Source organism: Pseudomonas syringae group sp. J248-6, assembly GCF_032586995.1.
Taxonomy (GTDB): Bacteria; Pseudomonadota; Gammaproteobacteria; order Pseudomonadales; family Pseudomonadaceae; genus Aquipseudomonas; species Aquipseudomonas amygdali.
On the sequence record NZ_JAWHOP010000016.1, the window covers coordinates 68,697 to 91,925 of the forward strand.

A 23,229-nucleotide genomic window follows, 5' to 3' on the forward strand; every position below is an offset into this window, starting at 1 on the left:
GGGCTGTTCAGCGAACCCGCTAAAACACTCACACTATCGCTTGCAGATTACCTGCCGCAAAAGCCGGGCCCCGTATAAAGGGCCCGGCCTCTGTCACTGGATGTACGGTCAGATCTTGAAGCTGTCGACCAGTTGCTTCAAACGACCTGCTTGTTGCGAAAGCGCAGCACAATCCTTGAGGGTTTCATTAAGATTGGCCACACCTTGCTGATTAAGTGTGTTGATCTGGTTGATATCGATATTGAGTGTTTCCACAACCGCGGTCTGCTCTTCCGTGGCCGCGGCAACTGACTGGTTCATGCCATCGATATCACCGATGCGGCGCGTTACATCGCGCAGACGACTGCCCGCCTGATTGGCAACTTCGACACTTTCCTGACTCGACACCTGGCTTTCGTTCATGTTGAGCACGGCATGCTGAGACCCTGTCTGCAGGCCGCCGATCATCTTGTGAATTTCATCGGCCGATGTCTGCGTGCGATGCGCAAGGTTGCGCACTTCGTCGGCCACCACGGCAAAACCGCGTCCGGCTTCACCCGCGCGGGCCGCTTCGATGGCAGCGTTGAGCGCCAGCAGGTTGGTTTGCTGGGAGATGCCTTTGATCACATCCAGAATGTGGCCGATGTTGTCGGTACTGGCGTTGAGCTGCTCGATCTGTGTGCACGAGTCACTGATTTTGGCGGACAACGTACTCATGGCGTGGATGGTTTTTTCGACCACCACCTGACCGTCTTCAGCCTGGGTGCGGGCCTCACTGGCCTGAATCGAAGCGTCCGAGGCGTTGCGAGCAATCTCCTGAGTGGCCGCACCCAGTTCGTTGATCGCAGCGGCAACGCTGTTGGTACGGGCGCTCTGCTCGTCAAAGCCGACGATTGAAGAGTTGGAGGAGTTGACCACTCGCTGCGACAGGTCATGCACCTGCAGCGTTGCGGAGGAGACTTCCGCAATGGACGCGTGCACGCGCTCCACGAACTGATTGAACGAGCCACCCAGCTCGGCGAACTCGTCCTTGCCCTGAATGCGCAGACGGCGGGTCAGATCACCCTCGCCCTGGGCGATGTCCTGCATCGCACGGCCCATGTCGGTCAACGGCCGCATCAGCGCACGGATCAACAGGCTCAACAGCAAGGCAATCACGGCCACCGCAATCAGCACGGCGACCATCGCCGAGCTGCGGAACTGGCTCAACGGTGCGTAAGCCTTGTCCTTGTCGATCGACAGTCCAATGTACCAGTCGGCCGAAGGCAGCCCGGTGATCGGGGTAAACGACAGCAGCCTCTGCTGGCCATTGAGCGTAACCTCACGCAGGCGCGCGTCCAGGCTGAGGGTCTGGCCTGGGTAGACGTCCTTGAGGTTTTTCATCACCTGCTCCTTGTCCGGGCTGACAATGATCTGCCCGTCCCCGCTGACCAGAAAGGCGTAACCGAGCCCGCCGAACTCCACCGAGTTGATGATCTTGACCAGCGTGTCCAGGCTCAGGTCACCGCCAGCCACGCCAGTTATCTGGCCTGCAGTCTTGACCGGGCTGGCGATAGTCACCACCAGGCCGCCCACGGAAGCCAGATAAGGCGGACTGAGAATGGTTTTACCGGCGTCGACGGTGGACTTGTACCAGGGCCGCTGACGCGGATCGTAACCCGCCGGCATATCGACATTGGGCCGCTGGGTGAACGCACCTTTGCTGTCACCGACGTAGGTGAACTGAAAGGTCGACACCAGCGAAGACTGCGAAACCAGCCCGCTCAGATCGGAATTGACGCCCTGGAAGGCTACGTTCTGGGTGAGGTTTTCCAGCACCAGAATGCGTCCGCTCAGCCAGTTCTGCACGCTGCTGGCTGTCAACTGACCCGCCTGGCTCACCGAGGACTCAAGGTTCTGATTGATGGTGGTGCGTTGCAGGTAGTCGTTGTACAGGGTGAACAAGGCAAAGGCCAACACCACAACACCGGCCGCAGCCAGAAGAATTTTATGACGAAACTTCAAATTCATGACAAGGCATCTCAACGTGACGGGAAGAAGGTTCAGAGGCCAGAGCAACTTGCGACATAAAAATGTCACGCACTGCAAAAAGCAATGAACCTGAAGCGGATAAGGTTTCCACTGTCGCGAGCATAGACAATATTTTGCCGCACCCTATGAAAGGCGGCGCTCTATTTCAGTCTTTTCAGCGGTTCTTTATAGCGGTTCGTCTCCGCAGACGATAGGGCTTGAAAACGTATTTCAAGCGTCTTGAAACTTTCTCTTTTTTTTATTTCAGCTTGGCCACCACCTGCCGATAGTGTCTGTATAACACACCCCGCCCCTGACCTGTATGCCATGCCTTTCAGGGGCTCTACTGCTTTTAAATGGCTGTTGTTGGAGAATTCAATGAGTAGCTGGTTTGCAAACATCAGCGTCAATATGAAACTGGCCCTCGGTTTCGGTCTAGTACTTGTTTTTACTGCGATTCTTGCGCTGACTGGCTGGACCAGCATGAGCGGACTGATCAATCGCAGCAACTGGATGAGTGACATTACTTCGCTCAACTCCCAGTTGACCAAGCTGCGTGTTACCCGTCTGCAATACATGGTCGCTGACGGTGACGAGAAAGTCGCCGAAACCGTTCAGGTCTCGCTGGACGGCTTCAAGAACTATCAGCAAAAGCTGCTGACCTCGTTCAAAAGCCCCGAAAACGTAAAAATGCTCGAGCAACTGGGAGTGGTGATTGCTGACTACCAGAAGTCCCTGAACAACATGCGCGGCGGGTACAAGGCAAGCATTGTGGCGCGTGATGAGCTGGCCACGTATGCCGGCAAAAGCATTGATGTGTTTGAGCTGCTTCAGGCTGAAGTGAAAAAAATGGACCCTGCCGATGCCAATCGGTTCGAGCAATACCAGATCGTCACCGACGCAAAGGAAAACCTCAGGCTCGCGCGTTATGAGGTGCGTGGCTACACCACCAACCCTACGGCCGAAACTGAACAGACCGCCGTTGCAAGGCTGGATTCTGCCATCAAGGATCTGGATACGCTGAAAACGACGTTCAGCGGCACCCAGGCTGATCAGCTCAAGCAGCTGGAAACCTCGCTGGCCGCGTACCGAAAAGCCCTGCAAAGCTTCAAGGCCGCAACTGCCGACATCGCTCAGGCTCGCAAGGAGATGACCGTACAGGGCCAGGATATCGTCAAGATCAGCGAAGCCATGTACCAACTGCAACTGGATCGTCGCGATCAAGAAAGCGCACAGGCTCGCACCACGCAGATCACCTGTACGCTGCTGGCAATTATTCTGGGCATGATTGCAGCAGTGATCATCACCCGGCAGATTACCCGCCCCCTGCAGGAAACCCTGGCAGTGGTCGACCGTATTGCATCCGGCGACCTGACCCAGACACTGGCAGTCACTCGTCGTGACGAGTTGGGCGTTCTGCAGCAAGGCATTCAACGCATGGGCAGCACCTTGCGCGAGCTGATTGGCGGTATCCGCGACAGCGTTGTGCAGATCGCCAGTGCTGCCGAAGAGCTGTCAGCGGTTACCGAGCAGACCAGCGCCGGCGTCAACAGCCAGAAAGTCGAAACCGACCAGGTGGCGACCGCCATGCATGAGATGTCGGCCACGGTTGCAGAAGTGGCGCGTAACGCCGAACAGGCTTCGCAGGCAGCGTCCAACGCCGACCGCGAAGCGCGCGACGGTGACAAGGTCGTGGGCGAAGCGATTGTGCAGATCGAGCGTCTGGCCAACGAAGTGGGTCGCTCGGCCGATGCCATGAACCAGCTGGAGCAGGAAAGCGACAAGATCGGCAAGGTCATGGACGTCATCAAGGCTGTGGCCGAACAAACCAACCTGCTGGCCCTTAACGCAGCCATCGAAGCGGCCCGCGCCGGGGAAGCCGGACGTGGTTTTGCCGTAGTTGCCGACGAAGTCCGCGGCCTGGCACAACGCACGCAGCAGTCCACAGTCGAGATTGAAACGCTGGTTGCAGCCCTGCAAAGCGGTACGCGTCAGGTTTCCAGCATCATGCTGAGCAGCCGCGAACTGACCGTCAGCAGCGTACAGCTCAGCCGTCAGGCAGGTACATCGCTGGGCAGCATCACCGAGACAGTCTCCAACATTCAGGCAATGAACCAGCAGATCGCTGCCGCAGCCGAGGAGCAGAGTGCTGTAGCCGAGGAAATCAGCCGCAGCATCATCAATGTCCGCGATGTGTCCGAGCAAACCGCCTCGGCCAGCGAAGAAACCGCTGCCTCCAGCGTCGAACTGGCACGCCTTGGCGGGCAGTTGCAGACGATGGTCAGCCACTTCCGGATCTGATATTCCGCAACAACCTTCAAGCCTGGCTTTTGCCGGGCTTGTTTGTTTCAGGCAGGTGTAAAAACAGGTTTGCATTCAACGTAGCGAAGCAGCCCGGAACGTTTCCGGGCTGCGGGCATATGACCTTCGTCGACGGCATCAAGCCTGCGGCGGCTGTCCGTTGGACGCTGACAATCCGCCATCCACCGGCAAATTCACGCCAGTCACGAAGCGTGCGTCTTCACTTGCCAGAAAGGCGATGACATCGCCGACATCTTCAGCTTCGCCTGGACGTCCCAGCGGGATGCGCTCCATGAATTTGGCCATCAGTGCCTTGTCGCCGAGCATGTCTTCAGTCAGCTCGCTGCGAGTCAGTGACGGGCAGACGGCGTTGACGCGCACACCGTCGGCACCGTGGTCCATCGCCAGCGCGCGGGTGAAATTGGTGATTGCGCCTTTGGCCGCGTTGTAGAAGCTCATGCCCCAGTCGCCGCCCAGGCCGGAAACCGACGAGACGTTGATGATGTTGCCTTTACTGGCGATCAGCGCCGGCATGGCGGTACGGGTGCAATAGAACACGCCATCCAGGTCCACTGACATCAGTTCTTTCCAGTCGTCTACGCCCAACTCGGTGACTTTGCCGGACTTGACGATACCGGCGTTATTTACCAGCACATCCAGACGCCCAAAGTGCGTGGCGACTTCCTTGAACAGCGCTTCCACATCGCTTGGGTCCGCCACATCGGTAGCACGGACCAAATGACCTTCGCCCGACAGTTGCGCGGCGACTTTGTCCAGCTTGTCGCGATTACGGCCTACCAGTACAACGCTTGCACCTTCCTGGCCAAAACGCTTGGCGGTAGCTTCGCCGATCCCGGAACCGGCCCCGGTCACGACAACAACTTTCTGGGTAAAACGATTCATGCAGCAGCTCCAAAAAAATAATGGGGTTATGAGGTGGACTGCCCGGTTGCACGCAGCGTTCAGTCAAAATCATTCACTGCTTTATGAGGGGTTAAAATCAGGTGAATCGGTAAACCTCGACTAACAGCGCGTTGACAAATCGAGACTGCGCTGCAAATATCACTGCGGTTGTACGACAACCTATAACGCCAAAAATAAAAACAAGACTGGGCCAACCATGAAAACTCTCGTCTGTACGTCTGCGCCACCGATTATCAAAGCCTCATCTATTCCGGCCGTTTCGCAGCACCCGACATCCTTTCAGATTCACAACATTCGCTGATACATGGCGAACGGTACTCGGCCGTCTGTCGGTCGAGGCCATGCCTGGCAACAGGCATCACGTAATCCTCAAAGGTGTCGGCTGCTGCTTGCGCGCGGCCAGAAAAGAGGACGGTTTCGATAAACGAGGGAGCAAAACAATAATGACATCTCACACTTCCCGCTCACGCATCCTGCTGGGTGTTGGCGGCATGGCACTGATTTTCCCGATGCTCGGCATGGCAGAAGGGTTCGTCGACGATACCAAAGCCACACTTACGCTGCGTAATGCGTACTTCAACCGCAACTTCACCAACCCGGCCTTTCCCAACAGCGCAGCGCCGCAGAACAAAGCCGAGGAATGGACACAAAGCTTCATTCTCGACGCCAAGTCGGGCTTCACCCAGGGCGTGGTCGGTTTCGGGGTTGACGTGCTGGGCCTGTATTCGCTCAAGCTCGATGGCGGCAAAGGCACCGGGGGCACTCAGTTGCTACCGATCCACAGCGACGGTCGCCCGGCCGATGATTTCGGCCGTCTGGGCGTTGCAGGCAAAGCGCGGGTTTCCAAAACCGAACTGAAAGTCGGCGAATGGATGCCGGTGCTGCCGATTCTGCGCTCCGATGACGGTCGTTCGTTGCCGCAGACGTTCCGCGGTGGTCAGGTGACGTCCAAGGAGATCGACGGCCTGACGCTGTATGGCGGGCAATTCCGTGGCAATAGCCCGCGCAACGATGCCAGCATGGAAGACATGTCGATGAACGGACGAGGCGCGTTCACGTCCGATCGCTTCAACTTCGGCGGTGGCGAGTATGTCTTCAACGACAAGCGCACTCAGGTCGGTGTCTGGTACTCGGAGCTGCAGGACATCTATCAGCAGCAGTTTTTCAACCTGCTGCATAGCCAACCGCTCGGCGACTGGACCCTGGGGGCTAACCTGGGTTACTTCATCGGCAAGGAAGACGGAAACAAACTGGCCGGCGACCTCGACAACAAGACCGCCTACGCACTGCTCTCGGCCCGCTATGGCGGCAGCACGTTCTATGTCGGCCTGCAAAAGCTCACCGGCGATACCGCATGGATGCGCGTCAACGGCACCAGCGGTGGCACGCTGGCCAACGACAGTTATAACTCCAGCTACGACAATGCCAGGGAAAAGTCCTGGCAGTTGCGCCATGACTATAACTTCGCGGTGCTCGGCGTACCCGGCCTGACCCTGATGAACCGCTATATCAGCGGCGACAATGTGCATACCGGCAACATCACCGACGGCAAGGAATGGGGACGGGAGTCTGAACTGGCGTATACCGTACAAAGCGGTGCGCTCAAGAACCTGAACGTCAAATGGCGCAACTCCAGCCTGCGTCGCGACTTCAGCACCAACGAGTTCGACGAGAACCGCGTGTTCATCAGCTACCCTATTTCGCTGCTGTGAAACCTGTGGCAAAGCCTGCCTGAAAGCTCGTCTGCAGGGGCAGGTTTTGCCTTGTTACAAATGTGTTCGCACAGGCGGGCATACAGGTCGTTTTTATACTTTGGCCGCGTTGACAATCAGCGTATGCGGTGCCGATAATTCGGCAAGTCATACGACAACAGATGACAAAAATAACAATCGGGACTTTTCTCATGGCATCGGCTCATACCACTCAAATTCCCTTCAATCGCCTCCTGCTGACCGGCGCGGCAGGTGGCCTGGGCAAGGTATTGCGCGAAACACTGCGCCCTTACACAAAAGTGCTGCGACTGTCCGACATTGTCGAGATGGTACCGGCAGTCGACGACAGTGAAGAAGTTCAGGCCTGCGATCTGGCCGACAAGAACGCCGTGCACCAACTGGTCGAAGGCGTCGACGCGATCGTGCACTTCGGCGGTGTGTCAGTCGAACGCCCCTTCGAGGAGATCCTCGGTGCCAACATCTGCGGTGTGTTCCACATTTACGAAGCGGCCCGTCGTCATGGCGTAAAACGCGTGATCTTCGCCAGCTCCAACCACGTAATCGGTTTCTACAAGCAGACCGAGACCATCGACGCACACTCCCCTCGCCGCCCGGACAGCTACTACGGTCTGTCCAAGTCATACGGCGAAGACATGGCCAGCTTCTACTTCGATCGCTACGGCATCGAAACCGTCAGCATCCGCATCGGCTCGTCGTTTCCTGAACCGCAGAACCGTCGAATGATGAGCACCTGGCTGAGCTATGGCGACCTGACCCAGTTGATCGAGCGCTCCCTGTACGCGCCAGACGTTGGCCATACCGTGGTCTACGGTGTTTCGGACAACAAAACCGTATGGTGGGACAACCGCTTCGCCAGCAAACTGGACTACGCCCCCAAGGACAGCTCGGAAGTTTTCCGCGCCAAGGTTGAAGCCCAGCCGGAGCCTGCGGCCGACGACCCGGCGATGGTTTATCAGGGCGGTGCGTTTGTGGCCTCAGGCCCCTTCGGCGATCAATAAACAGCCCCTACCTGTTGAAGAACTCTGCTTGCAGACGTTGGAGATACGACCTGTCATGGATGCCGAACTGATTGTCGATGCACAAAACGCCACAGGCGAAAGCCCGGTCTGGAGCGCACGTGACCAGGCGTTGTACTGGGTAGATATTCCGAAAGGCACGCTGCAGCGCTGGAGTTTCGCCGACGGCAGCATACGCACCTGGAAAGCGCCGCAGATGCTGGCCTGCATCGCGGCCGACAGCCGCGGCGGCTGGATAGCCGGGATGGAAGACGGCATTTATCATCTGCAGCCCATAGAAGACGGCAACCAGAAAAACGGCAGCCTGATCAGTACTCTTCTGGCTAGCGTCGAACACGCACAGACAGGCATGCGCTTCAACGATGGCCGATGCGACCGGCAAGGACGCTTCTGGGCCGGCACCATGCTGATGGACATGGCAGCAGGCGCAGTGGTAGGTGCGATGTATCGCTACAGCGCCGGGCAGAAGACACTCGATGCCCATTTAAAGGACTTCATTGTCCCCAACGGCCTGGCGTTCAGCCCGGACGGCAAGACCATGTACCTGTCCGACTCGCATCCCAGCGTGCAGAAGATCTGGGCTTTCGATTACGACACTGATAGCGGTACGCCGCACAACCGTCGCCTGTTCGTGGACATGAACCACCACCTGGGCCGCCCCGACGGTGCAGCAATCGACACCGATGGCTGCTACTGGATCTGCGGCAACGACGCGGGCCTGATCCACCGTTTTACGCCCAACGGCAAACTCGACCGCTCGCTGGTCGTGCCGGTCAAAAAACCGGCCATGTGCGCCTTTGGCGGCCTCGATCTCGAGACCTTGTTCGTAACGTCCATTCGCCCGGGTGGCGATATCAGCGACCAGCCATTCGCCGGTGGTCTGTTCGCTTTGCGCCCTGGTGTCAAAGGCCTGGAGGAACCCGTGTTTCAGGGCTGACAGTGCCCACCGAAAATCCCATAGCTCGACCAAAAATAACAACATCGGAGATATCCATGGATTTCAAACGCAAGCTTCTCATCGCTGCACTTCCGTTGGCCTTCTGCGTGTCAGGCATGGCCCAGGCAGAAGTCAAAATCAAGTTCGCCGAGGTTCACCCCGCAGGCTACGCGCCGGTCGTGGCGGAGCAGAACATGGGCAAGAAACTCAAAGAACAGTCCAAGGGCGAGATCAGTTTCAAGATGTACGCGGGTGGCGTGCTCGGTTCCGAGAAGGAAGTCGTTGAACAGGTCCAGAGTGGTGCCGTGCAGATGACTCGCGTCAGCCTGGGCATCGTCGGCCCGGTCGTACCGGACGTCAACGTCTTCAACCTGCCGTTCGTGTTCCGTGATCAAGCGCACATGCGCACGATTATCGACGGCGAGATCGGCCAGGAAATTCTCGACAAGATCACCAACTCGCAATTCAACATGGTCGCGCTGGCCTGGATGGATGGCGGCACACGCAACCTGTACACGAAGAAACCGGTACGCCAGATTTCCGACCTCAAAGGCATGAAAATCCGCGTACAGGGCAACCCGGTATTCATCGAAACCATCAACGACATGGGCGGCAACGGCATCGCCATGGCCACCGGCGAAATCTTCAGCGCGCTGCAGACCGGCGTGATCGATGGCGCGGAAAACAATCCGCCGACCTATTACCAGCATAACCACTACCAGAACGCGAAGTTCTTCACGATTACCGAGCACTTGATTCTGCCCGAGCCCATCGTGATGGCGAAAGCCACCTGGGAGAAGCTCAAGCCGGAGCAACAGGCTCTGGTGAAAAAGCTCGCGCGTGAAGCGCAAATGGAGGAGCGCGCGCTGTGGGACAAGTCGTCAGCCGACGCGGAAACCAAGCTCAAGGCTGCTGGCGTGGAGTTCATCACCCTGACGCCGGAGCAGAAGAAAGCCTTCTACGACGCCACCCAGCCGGTGCGTGACAAATTCGGTGCGCCCTACAAGGATTTGATCAGCCGTATCGAAGCGGTCCAGACCAATCCGGCACTGGCTGCACCGAGCACCCAAGCGGCCCAATAAGCCTGTCCGATTATGCTGCGCGAATGAGTGAAAGCTCGTTCGCCGCCGCAGTGGTGAGCCCATGAAAAATACGCTATTGCGCATCAACGACACGATCTATCGGGTCTGCATCGGCATTGCCGGTCTGTCCGTGCTGATCATGACCCTGATCATCCCCTGGGGCATCTTTGCCCGTTACATACTCGGCAGCGGCTCCAGTTGGCCGGAACCCACGGCCATTCTGCTGATGGTGGTATTTACCTTCTTCGGAGCCGCAGCCAGCTATCGCGCCGGTGCGCACATGGCCGTTTCTATGGCCGTGGACCGTATGCCGCAACAGGTACGCCGCAGCGCTTCATTGCTCGTGCAGATCCTGATGGCGATCGTCGCCCTGTTCATGATCTTCAAGGGTTTCAAGCTGTGCGCCACCACGTGGAATCAGTTTGTCGGTGAGCTGCCGTTTCTGAGGGTCGGCATCACTTACTTGCCAATCCCCATTGGCGGCATCGTAACCCTGATTTTCGTGTTGGAAAGACTGTTTCTGGGCGACCAGAGTCATCGCGCGGTGATGCGCTTCGATGTCATTGAAGAAAGCGAAGGTGCCGCATAAATGGACGCTTTTATACTGCTGGGCAGCTTCATCGCATTGATCCTCATCGGCATGCCTGTCGCCTATGCGCTGGGGCTTTCGGCCCTGATAGGCGCCTGGTGGATCGATATTCCGGCCGATGCGCTGATGATCCAGATTGCGGGCGGCGTGAACAAGTTTTCGCTGCTGGCAATTCCATTCTTCGTGCTGGCCGGGGCAATCATGGCCGAAGGCGGCATGTCCCGACGGCTGGTCGCCTTTGCCGCTGTGCTGGTGGGTTTCGTGCGCGGCGGGCTGTCGCTGGTCAACATTGTGGCCTCGACCTTCTTCGGCGCGATTTCGGGCTCTTCGGTGGCCGATACCGCGTCGGTAGGCTCGGTGCTGATCCCGGAAATGGAACGCAACGGCTATCCTCGGGACTTCTCGACGGCAGTGACCGTCAGCGGTTCGGTTCAGGCCCTGCTGACGCCACCCAGTCATAACTCGGTGCTCTATTCCCTGGCGGCGGGCGGCACGGTATCGATTGCTTCGCTGTTCATGGCCGGGATCATGCCGGGGCTGTTACTCAGCGCAGTGATGATGGGCCTGTGCATGATCTTCGCGCGCAAGCGCAATTACCCCAAGGGTGAAGTGATTCCGCTGCGCAAGGCACTGAAAATTGCCGGGGAAGCGCTCTGGGGCATGATGGCCATGGTCATCATTCTCGGCGGCATTCTGTCGGGGATCTTCACCGCCACCGAGTCGGCTGCCATTGCTGTGCTCTGGTCATTCTTCGTCACCATGTTCATCTACCGCGACTACAAATGGCGCGATCTGCCCAAACTGATGCACCGGGCTGCACGGACCATTTCCATCGTGATGATTCTGATCGGTTTTGCCGCCAGCTTCGGTTACATCCTGACGCTGATGGAAATCCCGATGAAGATCACCACGGCATTCCTGACCCTGTCAGATAACCGCTACGTGATCCTGATGTGCATCAACGTCATGTTGCTGCTACTGGGCACCGTGATGGACATGGCCCCGCTGATTCTGATCCTGACTCCGATCCTGTTGCCGGTCATCGTCGGTGTCGGCGTCGACCCGGTGCACTTCGGCATGATCATGCTGGTGAATCTGGGGATCGGGCTCATAACGCCGCCGGTGGGTGCGGTGCTGTTCGTCGGTGCCGCGGTGGGCAAAGTCACCATTGAAGCCACCGTGAAAGCCTTGCTGCCGTTCTATGTCGCGCTGTTTGTGGTGCTGATGCTGGTCACCTACATTCCCGCCATCTCGCTGTGGCTGCCGAGCGTCGTGCTCTAACGTCATCCGTTGCAACGCTACCGGAGCGCTCAAACCGCTCCGGTATGCACCTCTGTTGTCCAGCCAAGGAGGCTGGTTGCATATGTCTGCCCCTGCCCTGTTTCCCCGCCACATTGCCGTGCTTATCCTGGCATTGCTGGCCTGCTCGTTTGCCGGCAACCACATTGCGGCACGCATCGCTTTCGATCATGACACCGGCTTGCTGCTGGCCATTCTTTGCCGCTCCGGCGTCACCCTGCTGGTGCTGGTCAGCCTGGTGCTCTGGCAACGTGAAAAGCTCAGTCTTCCTGCCAGCACCTGGCGCTGGCAATTGCTTCTGGGCTTGCTGATCGCGACTCAGAGTTTTTGCATTTATTCGGCGGTAGCCCGTATTCCGGTGGCGCTGGCATTGCTGGTGGTCAACGTCTCGCCGATTCTGCTGGCGCTGTTGACCTGGGCACTGGGCGGCGCAAGGCCCACACGACGTGCCGCAGGCCTGATGGCGTTGATTCTGTTCGGCCTGACGCTGGCGCTGGATGTGCCGCATCGGCTGTCAAACCCTGGCAGCAGCGAACCGCAGTGGCTGGAAGGTATCGCCTATGCGTTTACCGCAGCGGTGGTGTTCGCCTTTGCGCTATGGATCACCGACAACAAACTGGCCAGCATGCGCGGCACGGTGCGCAGTATGCTGACCATGGTCGTGGTGTTCGCGGCGGCTGCGCTGGCCGGTGCCAGTGGCCTGTTGCCCGGTGGCGTGGATCTGCCGTCAAGTCGCATCGGCTGGACTGCGCTGGCCAGTCTGGTGGTGCTGTACGGGTTGGGCTTTTCGCTGCTGTTCATCTGTATGGCGCGGCTGGACATCGCCCGCAATGCGCCGGTAATGAACATCGAGCCGGTGGCGAGCCTGCTGTTCGGCTGGCTGATTCTCGATCAGTTGCTCAGCAGCGGCCAGGTCATCGGCGGGCTGATCGTCGTCAGCGGTATCGTCCTGTTGACCTGGCGGCGCGCCACGCCACCTGCCTCTCAATCATCCGGCCCGTCATCCACGAAGGTTTTGCATCATGCCCGCGAACGTACTGACCCTTGAAGATGGTCTGACCCGCCTCACTCTGGCCCCCGACATCGGCGGCAGTATCGTCAACTGGACCATATTGGCCAGCGGGCACCCCTTGCTGCGCCCGAGCGACGAACAGGCACTGGCTGCCGGTACACCTCGCCGACTGGCCTGCTACCCGCTGGCGCCCTGGTCGAACCGGATAGGCAACGGCGGTTTCGACACCCCGGATGGCTGGCTCGCACTGGCCCCCAACAGCGCCAACGACCCATTACCGATTCATGGCAGCGCCTGGCAACAAGTCTGGAGTGTTACCGAGCAGACCGCAGAGCAGGTCTGCCTGCAACTCGACAGCCAGAAGCCGTTCGCCTACCGCGCGCAACTGCGCTACACCCTGCAAGACGGCAAGCTGGGCATCGAACTGACCACTACCCACCTGGACAGTCGTGCCGCCTGGCACGGGCTGGGCTTGCACCCTTACCTGCCGCGCACGCCCCACACACGCCTGCAGGCCAAGGCTGCGCAGGTATGGCTGTGCGACGAAGCCGGTTTGCCCAGCGCCTTGCAGGACCTGCCAGCAGAATGGGATTTCCGACACGGCAACGCGCTGCCCGACACACGTCTGGACAACGGTTTCACCGGTTGGGATGGCGGCAGCATCATCAGCCAGCCGGACCTGGGCTATGAACTGCACTGCCAGGCTACCGGCAGCGACTACTTTCTGGTGTTCTGCCCGCCAGGGTTGGATTTCTTCTGCTTCGAGCCGGTCAGCCACCCAGTCAACGCACATCATTTGCCCGGGCGGCCGGGATTGAGCCTATTACGTCAGGGGGAGTCGATGGAGTTGACGATCAGTCTGCATTACAAGCCCTTGTAGCAGGCTTTATGCGTGCATGCTCCATGCCTTTCGTTACGGGGTAATCAACAGTGTTGAAAGACCGCTGACGCGGGTAACGCCGGTGGCGGTGTCGCAGCTGTCGTTCAACGTTGACTGAAGATTGCCAAGTAAAAATGTACTTGTCGCATTGGCGCCTTTATAACGGCCATCCACAATTGCCCCGACACCAACAATGGTCGTGTTCAAAGTACCAATATTATTGATCGTCGCGTTGAACTTGTAAGTGCTGGTGACTCCATCGCTCCAGCTAATGACCCATGTTCTGCTGGATGTTGGTAGCAGTAACGACTCGCAGGAAAACGTAGACTGGAAGCTTTCGCTGGACGAAGCGCTGGCAGCCAAAGGGAATGAGAGCGAAACACACGGGTTCCAACTGCTCGTCGTCGATACAACAATCGTCTGACTGGTGTTGGTCAATCCTGGCGACCAGTTTGTAGTATGGGTTCCTTTACAGGTAACCAGATTTACAGCCTCAGCCTGAGCTCGCCAAGGTGCAAAAAGAAGCCCCATACAAATGATAACCAGCAGTACACAGGCCAGCTTGGCCAGCGTAGATGAAGCACGTGCAACGTGAGTGTCCATAATGGTCTCCCTGACCTTGATAGCATCCAGATCACAGGTTAAGCAGCCAGCTGCTCATAGCGCTACTGGCAGAAATGACAGCGACTGTCTGCATGACTGGCCCGTGGTCATTGTCATGGCCGCACCTGTAAAATTCCTCCACGCCGCTCGTCATATCCTGTGATCCACTCCCCATCCCGTTGCGTAACACCTCTGCATTGCGAACCAAAACCAGACAATGGTGATCAGAAGGTGGATCATGCGCACTACTGCCAGTCTCAGGATCTTCTGTCACTTGTCCCCCCCTCACAGCGAACCGACAATAACCCGACTTTGGATTGATGAAGTCACCGCCGTGGCCCGCCAGAGGGACCGCGAAAGCTTCATGCGCATCTACGATTACTTTGCGCCGCGCTTATTGCGTTATCTGACCGGGCTGAATGTGCCGGAGGGGCAGGCTGAAGAATTGGTGCAGGAAGTGCTGCTCAAGCTGTGGCACAAGGCCGACTCCTTCGACCCGACCAAGGCCAGCCTGGGAACATGGCTGTTTCGCATTGCCCGCAATCTGTACATCGACAGCGTGCGCAAGGACCGCGGCTGGGTGCAGGTGCAGAATTCGCTGGAACAACTCGAGCGCCTGGAGGCCCCGGTAGATCGAACGCTCGATTATAGCCAGCGTCAGGAGCAACAACTGAACATTGCCATTCAGAACCTGCCTCCCGATCAGGCCCGGGTGTTGCGCATGTCGTATTTCGAAGCGCTCAGCCATCGGGAAATTTCCGAACGCCTTGGTATGCCACTGGGCACGGTGAAATCGTGCCTGCGCCTGGCGTTTCAAAAATTGCGTTCGCGGATAGAGGAATAATGATGAGCCCACGACATCATCCGGATGACGCGACTCTGGTCAGCTATGCAGCGGGAGCGCTGTCGCAGGTCCTCGCAGTGGTGACTGCGGCGCACCTTGAACGCTGTGCCGAGTGCCGTGCGCGACTCAGGCAGGCCGAAGAGATTGGCGGTGTGTTGATGCAGCAGCACATCAGCAGCGTGGTGCCACTCAAGGGCAGGTCGGCAATGCTCGCGCGTCTCGATGAACAGCAAACGGGCGCTGAACCGTCAATGTATTCGATGCCGGCAGCCAATCAGGACCCGGACTTGCTACCTGCCTGCCTGCACGCGCATTTCGGTCGACAGCTGAGCACACTGAAATGGAAGACACTGGTTCCTGGCGTGCAACGAGTACGTGCGCAAGGTATTGAACAAGGCAAGTTGATGCTGCTGAAAATCGCCCCCGGCGTCAGCATGCCGGTGCACAGCCACGACAGCGGCGAGATGACCATGGTGCTCAAGGGCGCGTACCACGACATACAGGGAGCGTTCGGGCTCAATGACGTAGCCGATCTGGACAGCCACATCCAGCACCAGCCCGTCGCCTACCCTGACCGGGAATGCATCTGCGTACTGGCGACGGAATCAAGGCTGCGCTTTCACGGGCTGCTGGCGCGGATGATGCAGCCGTTCTTCGGGATCTGAAAAACGGCTCCATAGCTGCTCTCAGCGCTGGACACTCACCCCCAGCGAAGCCAGTGCATCCCAGTAACCCGGGTAGGTCTTGCCGACGCAATCGGGGTCGAGAATGCGGATACCGGCGATCTTCAAGCCTGCCAGCGCAAAACACATGGCGATGCGATGGTCGGAGTGGGTGTCGATCAATGCATCTACCGTAGTACCTGCCAGCGCCGGGTTGGCGTGCACCAGCAGATCGTCGCCCTCTTCTACCGCAAGGCCCGGTGCGATGGCGCACAGGCCGTGGGACAGTGCTGAAATACGGTCACATTCCTTGACCCGCAGGTTGGCGATGCCGACAAAGCGCACTGGCTGACGGTTGAAGGCGGCGAGTACCGCCAGGGTCGGAATCGCGTCCTGCATTTGCGAACCGTCGATCACGGCAGGCATGTTCGGGAAGCTAGCGATGATCTGACTGGCCAGGGCATCAGGCTGAGTGAATGCGTCGCTGGCCACGCCGAGGTCGATATCGCCCTCGGTCAATGCTTGCGCGGCCCACAGGTAGGTGGCCGCCGATGCATCCGGCTCGATATGGAAGTCCGTAGCGCGATAACCAGTGGCCGAGACTTTCCAGGCGGTTTCGCCGATGGCCTGAACCTCGGCACCGAACGCCTGCATGGCCGCCAGAGTCAGGTCGACGTAACCACGTGCGCCAATCTCGCTGCCGGTCAAGGCGACTTCGACCGGGCCCTTGCCGCAGGCTCCGGCCATCAGCAATGCCGACACGTACTGGCTGGACAGATTGCCATCGATTTCAATACGTCCGGCTTCCAGGCCGCCCTTGCCCTTGATCGCCACCGGCGGGCAGCCGCTGGGCGCACTGACTTCCACACCCATGCGCTGCAAGGCATCGACCAGCGGGCCGATCGGGCGCTTGCGCATGTACTCGTCGCCGTCGACCACAAAGTCGCCTTCGAAGTTGGCCAGTGCAGCGGTCAGAAAGCGCGTTGCGGTCCCGGCGTTGCCGAGAAACAGAGCCTGCTGCGGTGCCTGCCAGTGCCCGCTGCTGGTGACCACAAAGGTGCTGTCATCCGGCTCGTCGACCTGCACGCCCATCAGACGCAGTGCTTCGGACATCACGCGGGTGTCGTCACTCTTCAGCGCGCCGGTCAGGCGGCTGGTGCCTTTGGCCAGCCCGGCGAGCAACAATGCGCGGTTGGTGATCGACTTGGAGCCCGGCGGGCTGACGCGCCCGACCAGCGGGCGCTCGACAGGCAAAACAGTGAGGGTGGCTTGAGGTCGCATGATGTCCCTGAGCGTCAGCGGAAAAATCGCGATCCTAGCACGAGCGGGATCAAGCCCGCAGTGCGGTTTTGCTGCCCCGACGAGCCAGACAGCCGTTTACTTTTGTTCAGCACCCGACAGTTGCTGCAGCTTGTCATTGGCTGCCTGCAATTGATTGCGGTTGGCTGCCACGTCGGTGACGTCATAGATCACCAGGCACACATGGCTGATCGCTCCGGTGGTTGAACGCAGCGGAAACAGCGTGGTGTTCTGGTACATGAACTCTTCGTGCCCGGTGATCGGCTGGTAATTCTTGAAGCGCACCAGATACGGCCGCTGTTCCCAGATGGTGAACGCCGGTGTGCCAAGGGTCACGACGTTATCGATTTTCTTGCTCAGCCATTGGCGGTTAACCTCCGGAAACAACTCGAAGAAGGTCTTGTCGATGGCCACATAGGGCACCACGCCAGAACGGTTTTCCATGAAGGTATTCCAGACCGTTACCCGGTAGTTCAGGTCCAGCACCACAATGCCTACGTCAATGTTCTGCGTGACGGCCAGCAACCAATGAAGCTCGTTGATTTCGATAGCGTTGCTCATGGGTCAGCTCATCATGTAGGCGAGTTTTTTGGTAAGCAGCTCGACCGAATCTTCGGTGAACAGCATCAACAGATCGAAATGAATGTTGTGGCCTTCCACGCTGTAACTGATTTCAACCGCCAGGGTCTTTTTCCAGCGCTGCTGATTGATGCGGATAAGCTCGTCGATGCCACCCTGCGCGCCCAGCAACTGTGGGTGACCTTGCGAAAACGCGATGTCGATCTGCTCGGCGATACCGCTCAGGCAGGCACCGATCAGGATCGTGGACAGGTCCAGAAGCATCTCCATGTTGGAGCTGTCGGAGTTATCGTCGCCCATCAGTTTCGACATGCCGGAGATTTCCGAGTCATGGAAAATCAGCAGCGCTTCACCTGCAATACCACCACCGATGTAGCCCTGACACACCGCCGTCAGACGCTGATCAGCATGGGCATCGGCCAGCGCCATGTGCAATTCGCCGACCTCAAGCATGTTGACGTTGGGCACCGGCAACTGCACGAACACGCCCAGCACCTTGGCCAGCAACGCCGCAGCGCGGCCCATGGCAACGTTGATGGTTTCGCGGAAGGCATCCTGAAAGCTGATCACCCCGCCCTTGTTGTTGAGGGCCGGCAGCGCAACAGGTGACACCGCCGGCTTGCCCAGCAGGCCCAAGCGTTCCAGCGTGCTCTTGAGTTCGTCCGGGTCGGCAGGTTTTTTCAGAAATGCCAGTGCGCCCAGTTCCATGACCCGGCGCACCGCTTCGTCCTGCACGTCGCCCGACACCACAATGACCTTGGTGTCGAGGTTTTCGGCACGAATCGCCGTCAAGGTCTGGTAACCGTCCATCACCGGCATGGTCAGGTCGAGCAGCACCACCTGGCCCTGGCCTTTACGGATGGCCTCAAGACCTTCCTGCCCCTGGGTAGCGAGCGTTACCGATACATCCCAATCAGCAGGCAGGGCGCGCAACAGCTGCTTTCGCGCCATGTTCGAGTCATCGCATATCAATAGTGCAAGCGTGGACATCGTGTGGTTCTCACTGCAAAAAAATCAGGCTGACAACGGCGGACAGCACGTATACGTTCGACAGCACTATCGAAATCGACTGACACTGAGCCTATAACGCTCGATCAGCAACATTCAAACTAAACCTATAGCCTTAAGTCGGCGATGTTTGCAGTTTCTGTAATTTAAGTCGCTTTCTGTTGCTGCAAATCACTACCGCGACCACCCAAACCAGCCTATTATCAAGTGATAGATTTAATAGCAATCACTCGATAGACAGGTGTGTCCATGTCTCTGCCTATAAGCGACTACCATCCGGCCCTGCCCCGGCAGGACGATTTCTGGCAGCATCTGGGTATTCCGGCCCGTGGCACGCGGCTGTACTCGGCGCTGCACGACGGTTTGCCGTATGAAGTATTCGAGCGTCTGGCGCATTACACCGACCTGAACCGCTCGACCCTGGCCGAGCATCTGGGCATCGCTCCCGCCACCTTGCAGCGACGCCTCAAGGTGCGCCGCTTCAATGCCGAGGAAAGCGATCGTCTGTTCCGCCTGGCAGCGGTTTACAAAGCGGCGCTGGACCTGTTCGAAGACGATGCCGAAGCGACCCGTCTGTGGCTGGCCAACCCGGTCTATGGGCTGGGCAATCGCAGGCCGCTGGAAATGCTCGCTACCTCAGCCGAGGCGCAGGCAGTGCTCGACCTGATCGGTCGGCTGGAACACGGTGTCGTGGCGTGATTGCAGTCTATCGACTGGTAAAGCGCAAATGGCTGGCTCAGGCGTTCGACGGTGAAGGCGCCAAGCTCTATGGCGGACGCTGGAACAGCAAAGGCAACGCCTGTGTGTACTGCGCAGGCAGCGAATCGCTGGCGCTGCTGGAAGTGCTGGTGCACCTGGGCAACGCTGGCGTGGCCCGGCATTACGCGATGCTTGAGCTGCAGATTGGCGAAGAGCACATCCTCAATGCACGGCCGGACACCCTGCCCCCCGACTGGCGAGAAGAGCCCGCACCACCGGCAACCGCCTCGTTCGGCGACGACTGGCTTGCCTCGGGTCAAAGCCTGGCGCTGGCGGTGCCCAGCGTGATCATTCCGCGTGAGTCCAACTACCTGCTCAACGTCCAGCACCCGGAATTCCTGGCCGTTGTGGCAACGGCCAGGGAGCTGGAGTTTGTGGTTGATCCGCGCCTTGGTTAAACGGGCCAGATAACTGCAAAGCGGCTCGTTGAATACACAGTTACATGCCGGACGAGCGTGCGGACCGGGTCAGTGGCTGGCAGGCGCAGTGGTCGTTGCAGGCGTTGTTTCTGCTGTCTGCGGCAACGCCATACCCTTGGGCCACAGCAACCAGATATTGCCTTTCTGTTTCATGTCACCTGCCAGCTTCCCGGCCTCATCGCCAGTGCCCCAGAACAGATCAGCGCGGACTTCACCGGCAATCGCACCGCCCGTGTCCTGCGCAGCAACCGGGCGCACCACGCTGCTGCCATCCGGCCGCGTGGTAGAGAGCCAGAGCAGGCTGCCCAGAGGAATCACCTTGCGATCGATGGCTACGCTGTAGCCCGGTGTCAGCGGCACGTTGAGCGAGCCGCGCGGGCCTTCATTGCTGTCGGGGTTACGGGCAAAAAACACATAGCTGGGGTTGCTGGCCAGCAACTCGCTGACCCGTTCCGGATGCGCTTTGGCCCAGGCAGCGATGCTGCCCATGGTCACGTCTTCCTTCTTCAACTGGCCCTGCTCCACCAGCCAGCGACCAATCGCGCGATACGGGCGGCCGTTCTGATCGGCATAGCCCAGACGCAGCTGCGAGCCATCCTCCAGACTCACGCGCCCGGAGCCCTGAATCTGCAGGAACTGCACATCCATCGGGTCGGTCAGCCAGGCAATCACCGGCGCATTCAACCCCTGCGCGTTGATCGTCGCGGCATCGTCGTAAGGCTTGAGCACCCGCCCTTCGAGCCGACCGCGCAATCGCTTGCCCTTGAGTTCGGGATAAATGCTGTCCAGATTGACCACAATCAGATCGTCCGGAATACCGTAAACCGGCACATTAGCCGTGGCGGTCTGAGTCAGGCTGCCGGGGTAGACAGGCTCGTAATAACCGGTGATGAGGCCATCGGCACTGCCGCCGTCAGCGCGCAGGCTGTAGACCTGCAACTGACTCTGCAAAAACGTGCGGATCTGCGCCGCATCCGGAGCCGCCACGAGGCTGCCTGCCGCCGCACAGGTCGGTCCCCACACGGCATCAGCCTTCAGACGAACACACGCACTGCGCCATGAGGCAAACCCGGCTTGCAAGTCGGCGTCCGACACGGCTGGCAGAGCGTCCCAACCAGCCTGGCTATAAGTAGTGTGCGGCGGTGCAGGCGGCGTCACCGGTTTATCGGACTTGTCACATGCGGTCAGCAGGGCAGCCAGCGGCAAAGCCAGCGCCAGACCCCGAAACCATGGCTTGAAAGAGAGCATCATCAGCAGCAATCCTTTTACAGCCCACAGCAGGCTGGAGGGTAAAAGGCGTCATTGTGGCTGAAGCGGACAGAGGGGCCTAGTGGGGAGCTTCATTCATCAGCAGAGCCGGGCATAGAGCCATCAAGAGCGGGTCTATCGAAGGCAGCTCCTGTCACGCCATTCAGAAAACCTCAGTAGACTGCCGCCATACTGAAAGCATCTATGTATTCACCATCCCGATAGGCAAACTTGCGGTGTGTACCCTCTATGACGAAGCCATTCTTTTTATAAAGCGCAATAGCAGGCTCGTTATCAACGAAGACTGTAAGCTCCAGGCGTTTTACATTCATCCATCGGCAGGCGGTTGCAGTCAGTTCTTTCAATAATTCGTCGCCAATGCCCTGGCGATGATGACCGTCTGCGACCCCCATCCAGAAATCAGCTACGTGCTGCCTTCGTCCCTGAAAGCGATAGAGCATGGCGCACCCGACAACGATGCCATCGCGCTCGGCAACCAGGGAAAGGCCTGAAGCGCTGCGACCTTCAACAAGTTTTTTTATGTCGTTGACTGACTGGTATGGCATCCGAAGCGTCCACCAACGGAACACCGGCTGTTCAAAAATCTGAGCCAGCGAAGACCAGTCACTGTCTGCCATCGCACGAACGATCAAACTCATTTCAGACTCCTCGCCAGACCTGTTCCGTCCAGACCCAGACGCATTCTGATTGTCGATACAACCCGCCATGCTTAACGCCCGGCGTCGCCCTTCCGGCTGCCCGTCTGTTTACTGTCAAGGCCGGCCCGGATGCGGTTCCGGATAGTCGCGGTTGATGTCGATTGGTTTGGCATACGGCCCATCCCATAGCTGCTCATGCAGAGCGCCGATGCGCTTGGCCATTGTGCTGTCGTGCATCACCACTTCCAGGTTGCGCGAGTTGTCGAGATAACCGCCGAGCCAGTTGCTGGTGCCAACCCATGCGACCTGATCATCAATGTCCATGGTCTTGCTATGGATCACGCGTGCATACGGGATGAACCCCTCGGCGGCTACGGGCAGTGTGACGATGCGCACCTGCACGTTGGGCACCAGGGCCAGACTCTTCAAATAGGCAACTTCGGGCATGCCTGTGTTCCAGTCCGACACCATGAGCTTGATCGAAACGCCACGAGCGGCGGCGCTGCGGATGGCGTTATCGATGACCGCATAGTAAGGCCGGGTTTTGTCAGGCCCGTAGGACAAGGGCGCGTAATCCAGTAACTGGACGCGAACCTCGCGGCTGGCTTGCGCCAGTAAACGCGGCAGCTCGGCCTGGGAGTCGAGTACGCCGGGCGGGTTATAGCGCTGCGGACTGGCGACCAGATAGTTGCCAGCGGGCAAAGCATTCTTGTTCGAGTGTGGCACTGGAATCGGCTTGCCTTCGGCGATGGCTGCCTGGGCAAGCCAGTCCTGATCGAACACCGCCTGCGTCTGGCGCACGACATTCGGCTCGTCAATACGCAGGCCGGTTTCATGGATGTGCTCCAGAGAGCGCCAATCGAAATTCTGACTGCCTATGAACGCCTGCCGGCCATCCACGACGATGAATTTGGCGTGAATGATGCCGCTGCCCGTGAGTTTGGCGTATGGCAGTACGCGCAAGGTGAGGTTGGGTATCGCCCGCAACCGTTCAAGGGTCTGCGGATCGGACATTTTCAGGCCTTTTTCCTCCAGCAGAAAACGGATTTTCACGCCGCGCTGCCCCGCTGCAGTCAGGCTTTCAAGCACCTTGTCCATCACCGAGCCGGGCTGGTCTGCGACATAGAACTGCTCGATATCGATACCCTTGCGGGCACCATCGAACAGCTCGCGCCAGACCTCGCCGGGCGCTCGCAGGTCAGGTGTCTGCAGGTCGGTTCCGAGCGGAACGGTGTGTACCAGCTCGAAACCTGGAATAGCGAAGTCGGCCTGAGCAAACGAGCTCGTCAGCAGTAACGCTACGATCACGGCACGGGAGCGTACAAGTACCCTACGACCTGGAAGATTAAAGAACATGCGGGCCTCATCGCTGGACGCAGGCAGGAAG

22 protein-coding genes and 2 pseudogenes are annotated in these 23,229 nt (G+C 58.7%); 14 read left to right on the top strand and 10 right to left on the bottom strand.

The annotated features are described in order from the left end of the window. Positions 1–108: 108 nt before the first annotated feature. Positions 109–969 carry a methyl-accepting chemotaxis protein gene (locus tag RYC17_RS27035; protein ID WP_369812069.1) on the bottom strand — a complete coding sequence of 287 codons (861 nt, stop codon included), beginning with the start codon at positions 967–969 and terminating at the stop codon, positions 109–111. A 45-nt stretch (positions 970–1,014) separates the two neighbouring features. Beyond that, positions 1,015–1,989, bottom strand: a pseudogene (locus RYC17_RS27040) (cache domain-containing protein); the annotation flags it as partial. Between the two features lie 513 nt (positions 1,990–2,502). Between RYC17_RS27040 and RYC17_RS27045 the strand changes: the two are divergent. Both RYC17_RS27045 and RYC17_RS27050 read left to right on the top strand, forming a co-directional pair. Beyond that, positions 2,503–3,387 (top strand): annotated as a pseudogene (locus RYC17_RS27045) (methyl-accepting chemotaxis protein); the annotation flags it as partial. 198 nt (positions 3,388–3,585) lie between these two features. Beyond that, positions 3,586–4,290 (top strand): methyl-accepting chemotaxis protein, encoded by a 705-nt coding sequence (locus tag RYC17_RS27050; RefSeq protein WP_404944461.1) that lies wholly within the window; start codon positions 3,586–3,588, stop codon positions 4,288–4,290. A gap of 138 nt (positions 4,291–4,428) precedes the next feature. Here RYC17_RS27050 and RYC17_RS19625 read toward each other — a convergent pair whose 3' ends face one another. Next, on the bottom strand, positions 4,429–5,193 hold the full coding sequence (locus RYC17_RS19625) for an SDR family oxidoreductase (RefSeq protein WP_316904180.1): 765 nt from the start codon (positions 5,191–5,193) through the stop codon (positions 4,429–4,431). 464 nt (positions 5,194–5,657) lie between these two features. Between RYC17_RS19625 and RYC17_RS19630 the strand changes: the two genes are divergently transcribed. From RYC17_RS19630 to RYC17_RS19665, 8 genes are all read left to right on the top strand, one after another. Then, complete coding sequence (locus tag RYC17_RS19630) at positions 5,658–6,926, top strand: OprD family porin (RefSeq protein WP_058400537.1); 1,269 nt, start codon at positions 5,658–5,660, stop codon at positions 6,924–6,926. A gap of 191 nt (positions 6,927–7,117) precedes the next feature. Continuing rightward, a complete protein-coding gene (locus RYC17_RS19635; protein ID WP_122281288.1) occupies positions 7,118–7,945 on the top strand; it encodes an NAD-dependent epimerase/dehydratase family protein in 828 nt (275 codons plus the stop codon). 55 nt (positions 7,946–8,000) lie between these two features. Beyond that, complete coding sequence (locus tag RYC17_RS19640; RefSeq protein WP_316904182.1) at positions 8,001–8,900, top strand: glucurono-1,5-lactonase; 900 nt, start codon at positions 8,001–8,003, stop codon at positions 8,898–8,900. Positions 8,901–8,956: 56 nt separating this feature from the next. Next, a complete protein-coding gene (locus RYC17_RS19645; RefSeq protein ID WP_316904184.1) occupies positions 8,957–9,982 on the top strand; it encodes a TRAP transporter substrate-binding protein in 1,026 nt (341 codons plus the stop codon). Between the two features lie 61 nt (positions 9,983–10,043). After that, positions 10,044–10,571, top strand: coding sequence for a TRAP transporter small permease (locus RYC17_RS19650; RefSeq protein WP_058400533.1), 528 nt, complete (start codon positions 10,044–10,046; stop codon positions 10,569–10,571). Further along, positions 10,572–11,852 (top strand): TRAP transporter large permease, encoded by a 1,281-nt coding sequence (locus tag RYC17_RS19655; protein ID WP_122281286.1) that lies wholly within the window; start codon positions 10,572–10,574, stop codon positions 11,850–11,852. Positions 11,853–11,934: 82 nt separating this feature from the next. Further along, complete coding sequence (locus RYC17_RS19660; protein WP_230017517.1) at positions 11,935–12,918, top strand: EamA family transporter; 984 nt, start codon at positions 11,935–11,937, stop codon at positions 12,916–12,918. Then, positions 12,893–13,762, top strand: coding sequence for an aldose 1-epimerase (locus RYC17_RS19665; protein ID WP_316904186.1), 870 nt, complete (start codon positions 12,893–12,895; stop codon positions 13,760–13,762). Before RYC17_RS19660 ends, RYC17_RS19665 begins: the two co-directional genes overlap by 26 nt. Before the next feature lie 33 nt (positions 13,763–13,795). Here RYC17_RS19665 and RYC17_RS19670 read toward each other — a convergent pair whose 3' ends face one another. Then, positions 13,796–14,365 carry a hypothetical protein gene (locus tag RYC17_RS19670; protein ID WP_161936578.1) on the bottom strand — a complete coding sequence of 190 codons (570 nt, stop codon included), beginning with the start codon at positions 14,363–14,365 and terminating at the stop codon, positions 13,796–13,798. A 334-nt stretch (positions 14,366–14,699) separates the two neighbouring features. On the opposite strand from RYC17_RS19670, the gene RYC17_RS19675 reads away from it, so the two are divergent. Both RYC17_RS19675 and RYC17_RS19680 read left to right on the top strand, forming a co-directional pair. After that, the gene (locus tag RYC17_RS19675; protein ID WP_031595881.1) at positions 14,700–15,209 is read left to right on the top strand and encodes a sigma-70 family RNA polymerase sigma factor; all 510 of its coding nucleotides are present in this window, start codon (positions 14,700–14,702) and stop codon (positions 15,207–15,209) included. 2 nt (positions 15,210–15,211) lie between these two features. After that, the gene (locus RYC17_RS19680; RefSeq protein ID WP_058400528.1) at positions 15,212–15,874 is read left to right on the top strand and encodes a ChrR family anti-sigma-E factor; all 663 of its coding nucleotides are present in this window, start codon (positions 15,212–15,214) and stop codon (positions 15,872–15,874) included. Positions 15,875–15,895: 21 nt separating this feature from the next. Here RYC17_RS19680 and aroA read toward each other — a convergent pair whose 3' ends face one another. From aroA to RYC17_RS19695, 3 genes are all read right to left on the bottom strand, one after another. Beyond that, entirely contained in the window at positions 15,896–17,152 is a 1,257-nt protein-coding gene (gene aroA / locus RYC17_RS19685; protein WP_004663868.1) for a 3-phosphoshikimate 1-carboxyvinyltransferase, read from the bottom strand. A 96-nt stretch (positions 17,153–17,248) separates the two neighbouring features. Next, positions 17,249–17,731: a PAS domain-containing protein gene (locus RYC17_RS19690; RefSeq protein WP_002556144.1), complete on the bottom strand. Its 483-nt coding sequence runs from the start codon at positions 17,729–17,731 to the stop codon at positions 17,249–17,251. Between the two features lie 3 nt (positions 17,732–17,734). Next, positions 17,735–18,739, bottom strand: a complete 1,005-nt coding sequence (locus RYC17_RS19695; RefSeq protein WP_011167792.1) for a response regulator — start codon at positions 18,737–18,739, stop codon at positions 17,735–17,737. 267 nt (positions 18,740–19,006) lie between these two features. Between RYC17_RS19695 and RYC17_RS19700 the strand changes: the two genes are divergently transcribed. After that, on the top strand, positions 19,007–19,456 hold the full coding sequence (locus tag RYC17_RS19700) for a DUF2384 domain-containing protein (protein ID WP_004663867.1): 450 nt from the start codon (positions 19,007–19,009) through the stop codon (positions 19,454–19,456). Then, the gene (locus tag RYC17_RS19705; RefSeq protein ID WP_004655447.1) at positions 19,453–19,914 is read left to right on the top strand and encodes an RES family NAD+ phosphorylase; all 462 of its coding nucleotides are present in this window, start codon (positions 19,453–19,455) and stop codon (positions 19,912–19,914) included. The genes RYC17_RS19700 and RYC17_RS19705 overlap by 4 nt, the downstream gene beginning before the upstream one ends. Positions 19,915–19,983: 69 nt before the next feature. Here the strand turns inward: RYC17_RS19705 and RYC17_RS19710 are convergent, their stop codons facing one another. From RYC17_RS19710 to RYC17_RS19720, 3 genes are all read right to left on the bottom strand, one after another. Next, entirely contained in the window at positions 19,984–21,186 is a 1,203-nt protein-coding gene (locus RYC17_RS19710) for a murein transglycosylase A (protein WP_058400527.1), read from the bottom strand. A 170-nt stretch (positions 21,187–21,356) separates the two neighbouring features. Then, complete coding sequence (locus RYC17_RS19715) at positions 21,357–21,842, bottom strand: GNAT family N-acetyltransferase (protein WP_058400526.1); 486 nt, start codon at positions 21,840–21,842, stop codon at positions 21,357–21,359. A 114-nt stretch (positions 21,843–21,956) separates the two neighbouring features. Next, a complete protein-coding gene (locus RYC17_RS19720; protein WP_219170967.1) occupies positions 21,957–23,198 on the bottom strand; it encodes a phospholipase D-like domain-containing protein in 1,242 nt (413 codons plus the stop codon). Positions 23,199–23,229 lie beyond the last annotated feature (31 nt).

What these genes read in the sequence shown, in the direction of transcription:
- RYC17_RS19720 (WP_219170967.1), bottom strand. Translation starts at nt 23,198, where the DNA reads ATGTTCTTTAATCTTCCAGGTCGTAGGGTACTTGTACGCTCCCGTGCC.
- RYC17_RS19710 (WP_058400527.1), bottom strand. Translation starts at nt 21,186, where the DNA reads ATGATGCTCTCTTTCAAGCCATGGTTTCGGGGTCTGGCGCTGGCTTTG.
- RYC17_RS19695 (WP_011167792.1), bottom strand. Translation starts at nt 18,739, where the DNA reads ATGTCCACGCTTGCACTATTGATATGCGATGACTCGAACATGGCGCGA.
- RYC17_RS19625 (WP_316904180.1), bottom strand. Translation starts at nt 5,193, where the DNA reads ATGAATCGTTTTACCCAGAAAGTTGTTGTCGTGACCGGGGCCGGTTCC.
- RYC17_RS19650 (WP_058400533.1), top strand. Translation starts at nt 10,044, where the DNA reads ATGAAAAATACGCTATTGCGCATCAACGACACGATCTATCGGGTCTGC.
- RYC17_RS19660 (WP_230017517.1), top strand. Translation starts at nt 11,935, where the DNA reads ATGTCTGCCCCTGCCCTGTTTCCCCGCCACATTGCCGTGCTTATCCTG.
- RYC17_RS19645 (WP_316904184.1), top strand. Translation starts at nt 8,957, where the DNA reads ATGGATTTCAAACGCAAGCTTCTCATCGCTGCACTTCCGTTGGCCTTC.
- RYC17_RS19700 (WP_004663867.1), top strand. Translation starts at nt 19,007, where the DNA reads ATGTCTCTGCCTATAAGCGACTACCATCCGGCCCTGCCCCGGCAGGAC.
- RYC17_RS19655 (WP_122281286.1), top strand. Translation starts at nt 10,572, where the DNA reads ATGGACGCTTTTATACTGCTGGGCAGCTTCATCGCATTGATCCTCATC.
- RYC17_RS19630 (WP_058400537.1), top strand. Translation starts at nt 5,658, where the DNA reads ATGACATCTCACACTTCCCGCTCACGCATCCTGCTGGGTGTTGGCGGC.
- RYC17_RS19640 (WP_316904182.1), top strand. Translation starts at nt 8,001, where the DNA reads ATGGATGCCGAACTGATTGTCGATGCACAAAACGCCACAGGCGAAAGC.
- aroA (WP_004663868.1), bottom strand. Translation starts at nt 17,152, where the DNA reads ATGCGACCTCAAGCCACCCTCACTGTTTTGCCTGTCGAGCGCCCGCTG.
- RYC17_RS19680 (WP_058400528.1), top strand. Translation starts at nt 15,212, where the DNA reads ATGAGCCCACGACATCATCCGGATGACGCGACTCTGGTCAGCTATGCA.
- RYC17_RS19690 (WP_002556144.1), bottom strand. Translation starts at nt 17,731, where the DNA reads ATGAGCAACGCTATCGAAATCAACGAGCTTCATTGGTTGCTGGCCGTC.
- RYC17_RS19670 (WP_161936578.1), bottom strand. Translation starts at nt 14,365, where the DNA reads ATGGACACTCACGTTGCACGTGCTTCATCTACGCTGGCCAAGCTGGCC.
- RYC17_RS27050 (WP_404944461.1), top strand. Translation starts at nt 3,586, where the DNA reads ATGTCGGCCACGGTTGCAGAAGTGGCGCGTAACGCCGAACAGGCTTCG.
- RYC17_RS19635 (WP_122281288.1), top strand. Translation starts at nt 7,118, where the DNA reads ATGGCATCGGCTCATACCACTCAAATTCCCTTCAATCGCCTCCTGCTG.
- RYC17_RS19715 (WP_058400526.1), bottom strand. Translation starts at nt 21,842, where the DNA reads ATGAGTTTGATCGTTCGTGCGATGGCAGACAGTGACTGGTCTTCGCTG.
- RYC17_RS19665 (WP_316904186.1), top strand. Translation starts at nt 12,893, where the DNA reads ATGCCCGCGAACGTACTGACCCTTGAAGATGGTCTGACCCGCCTCACT.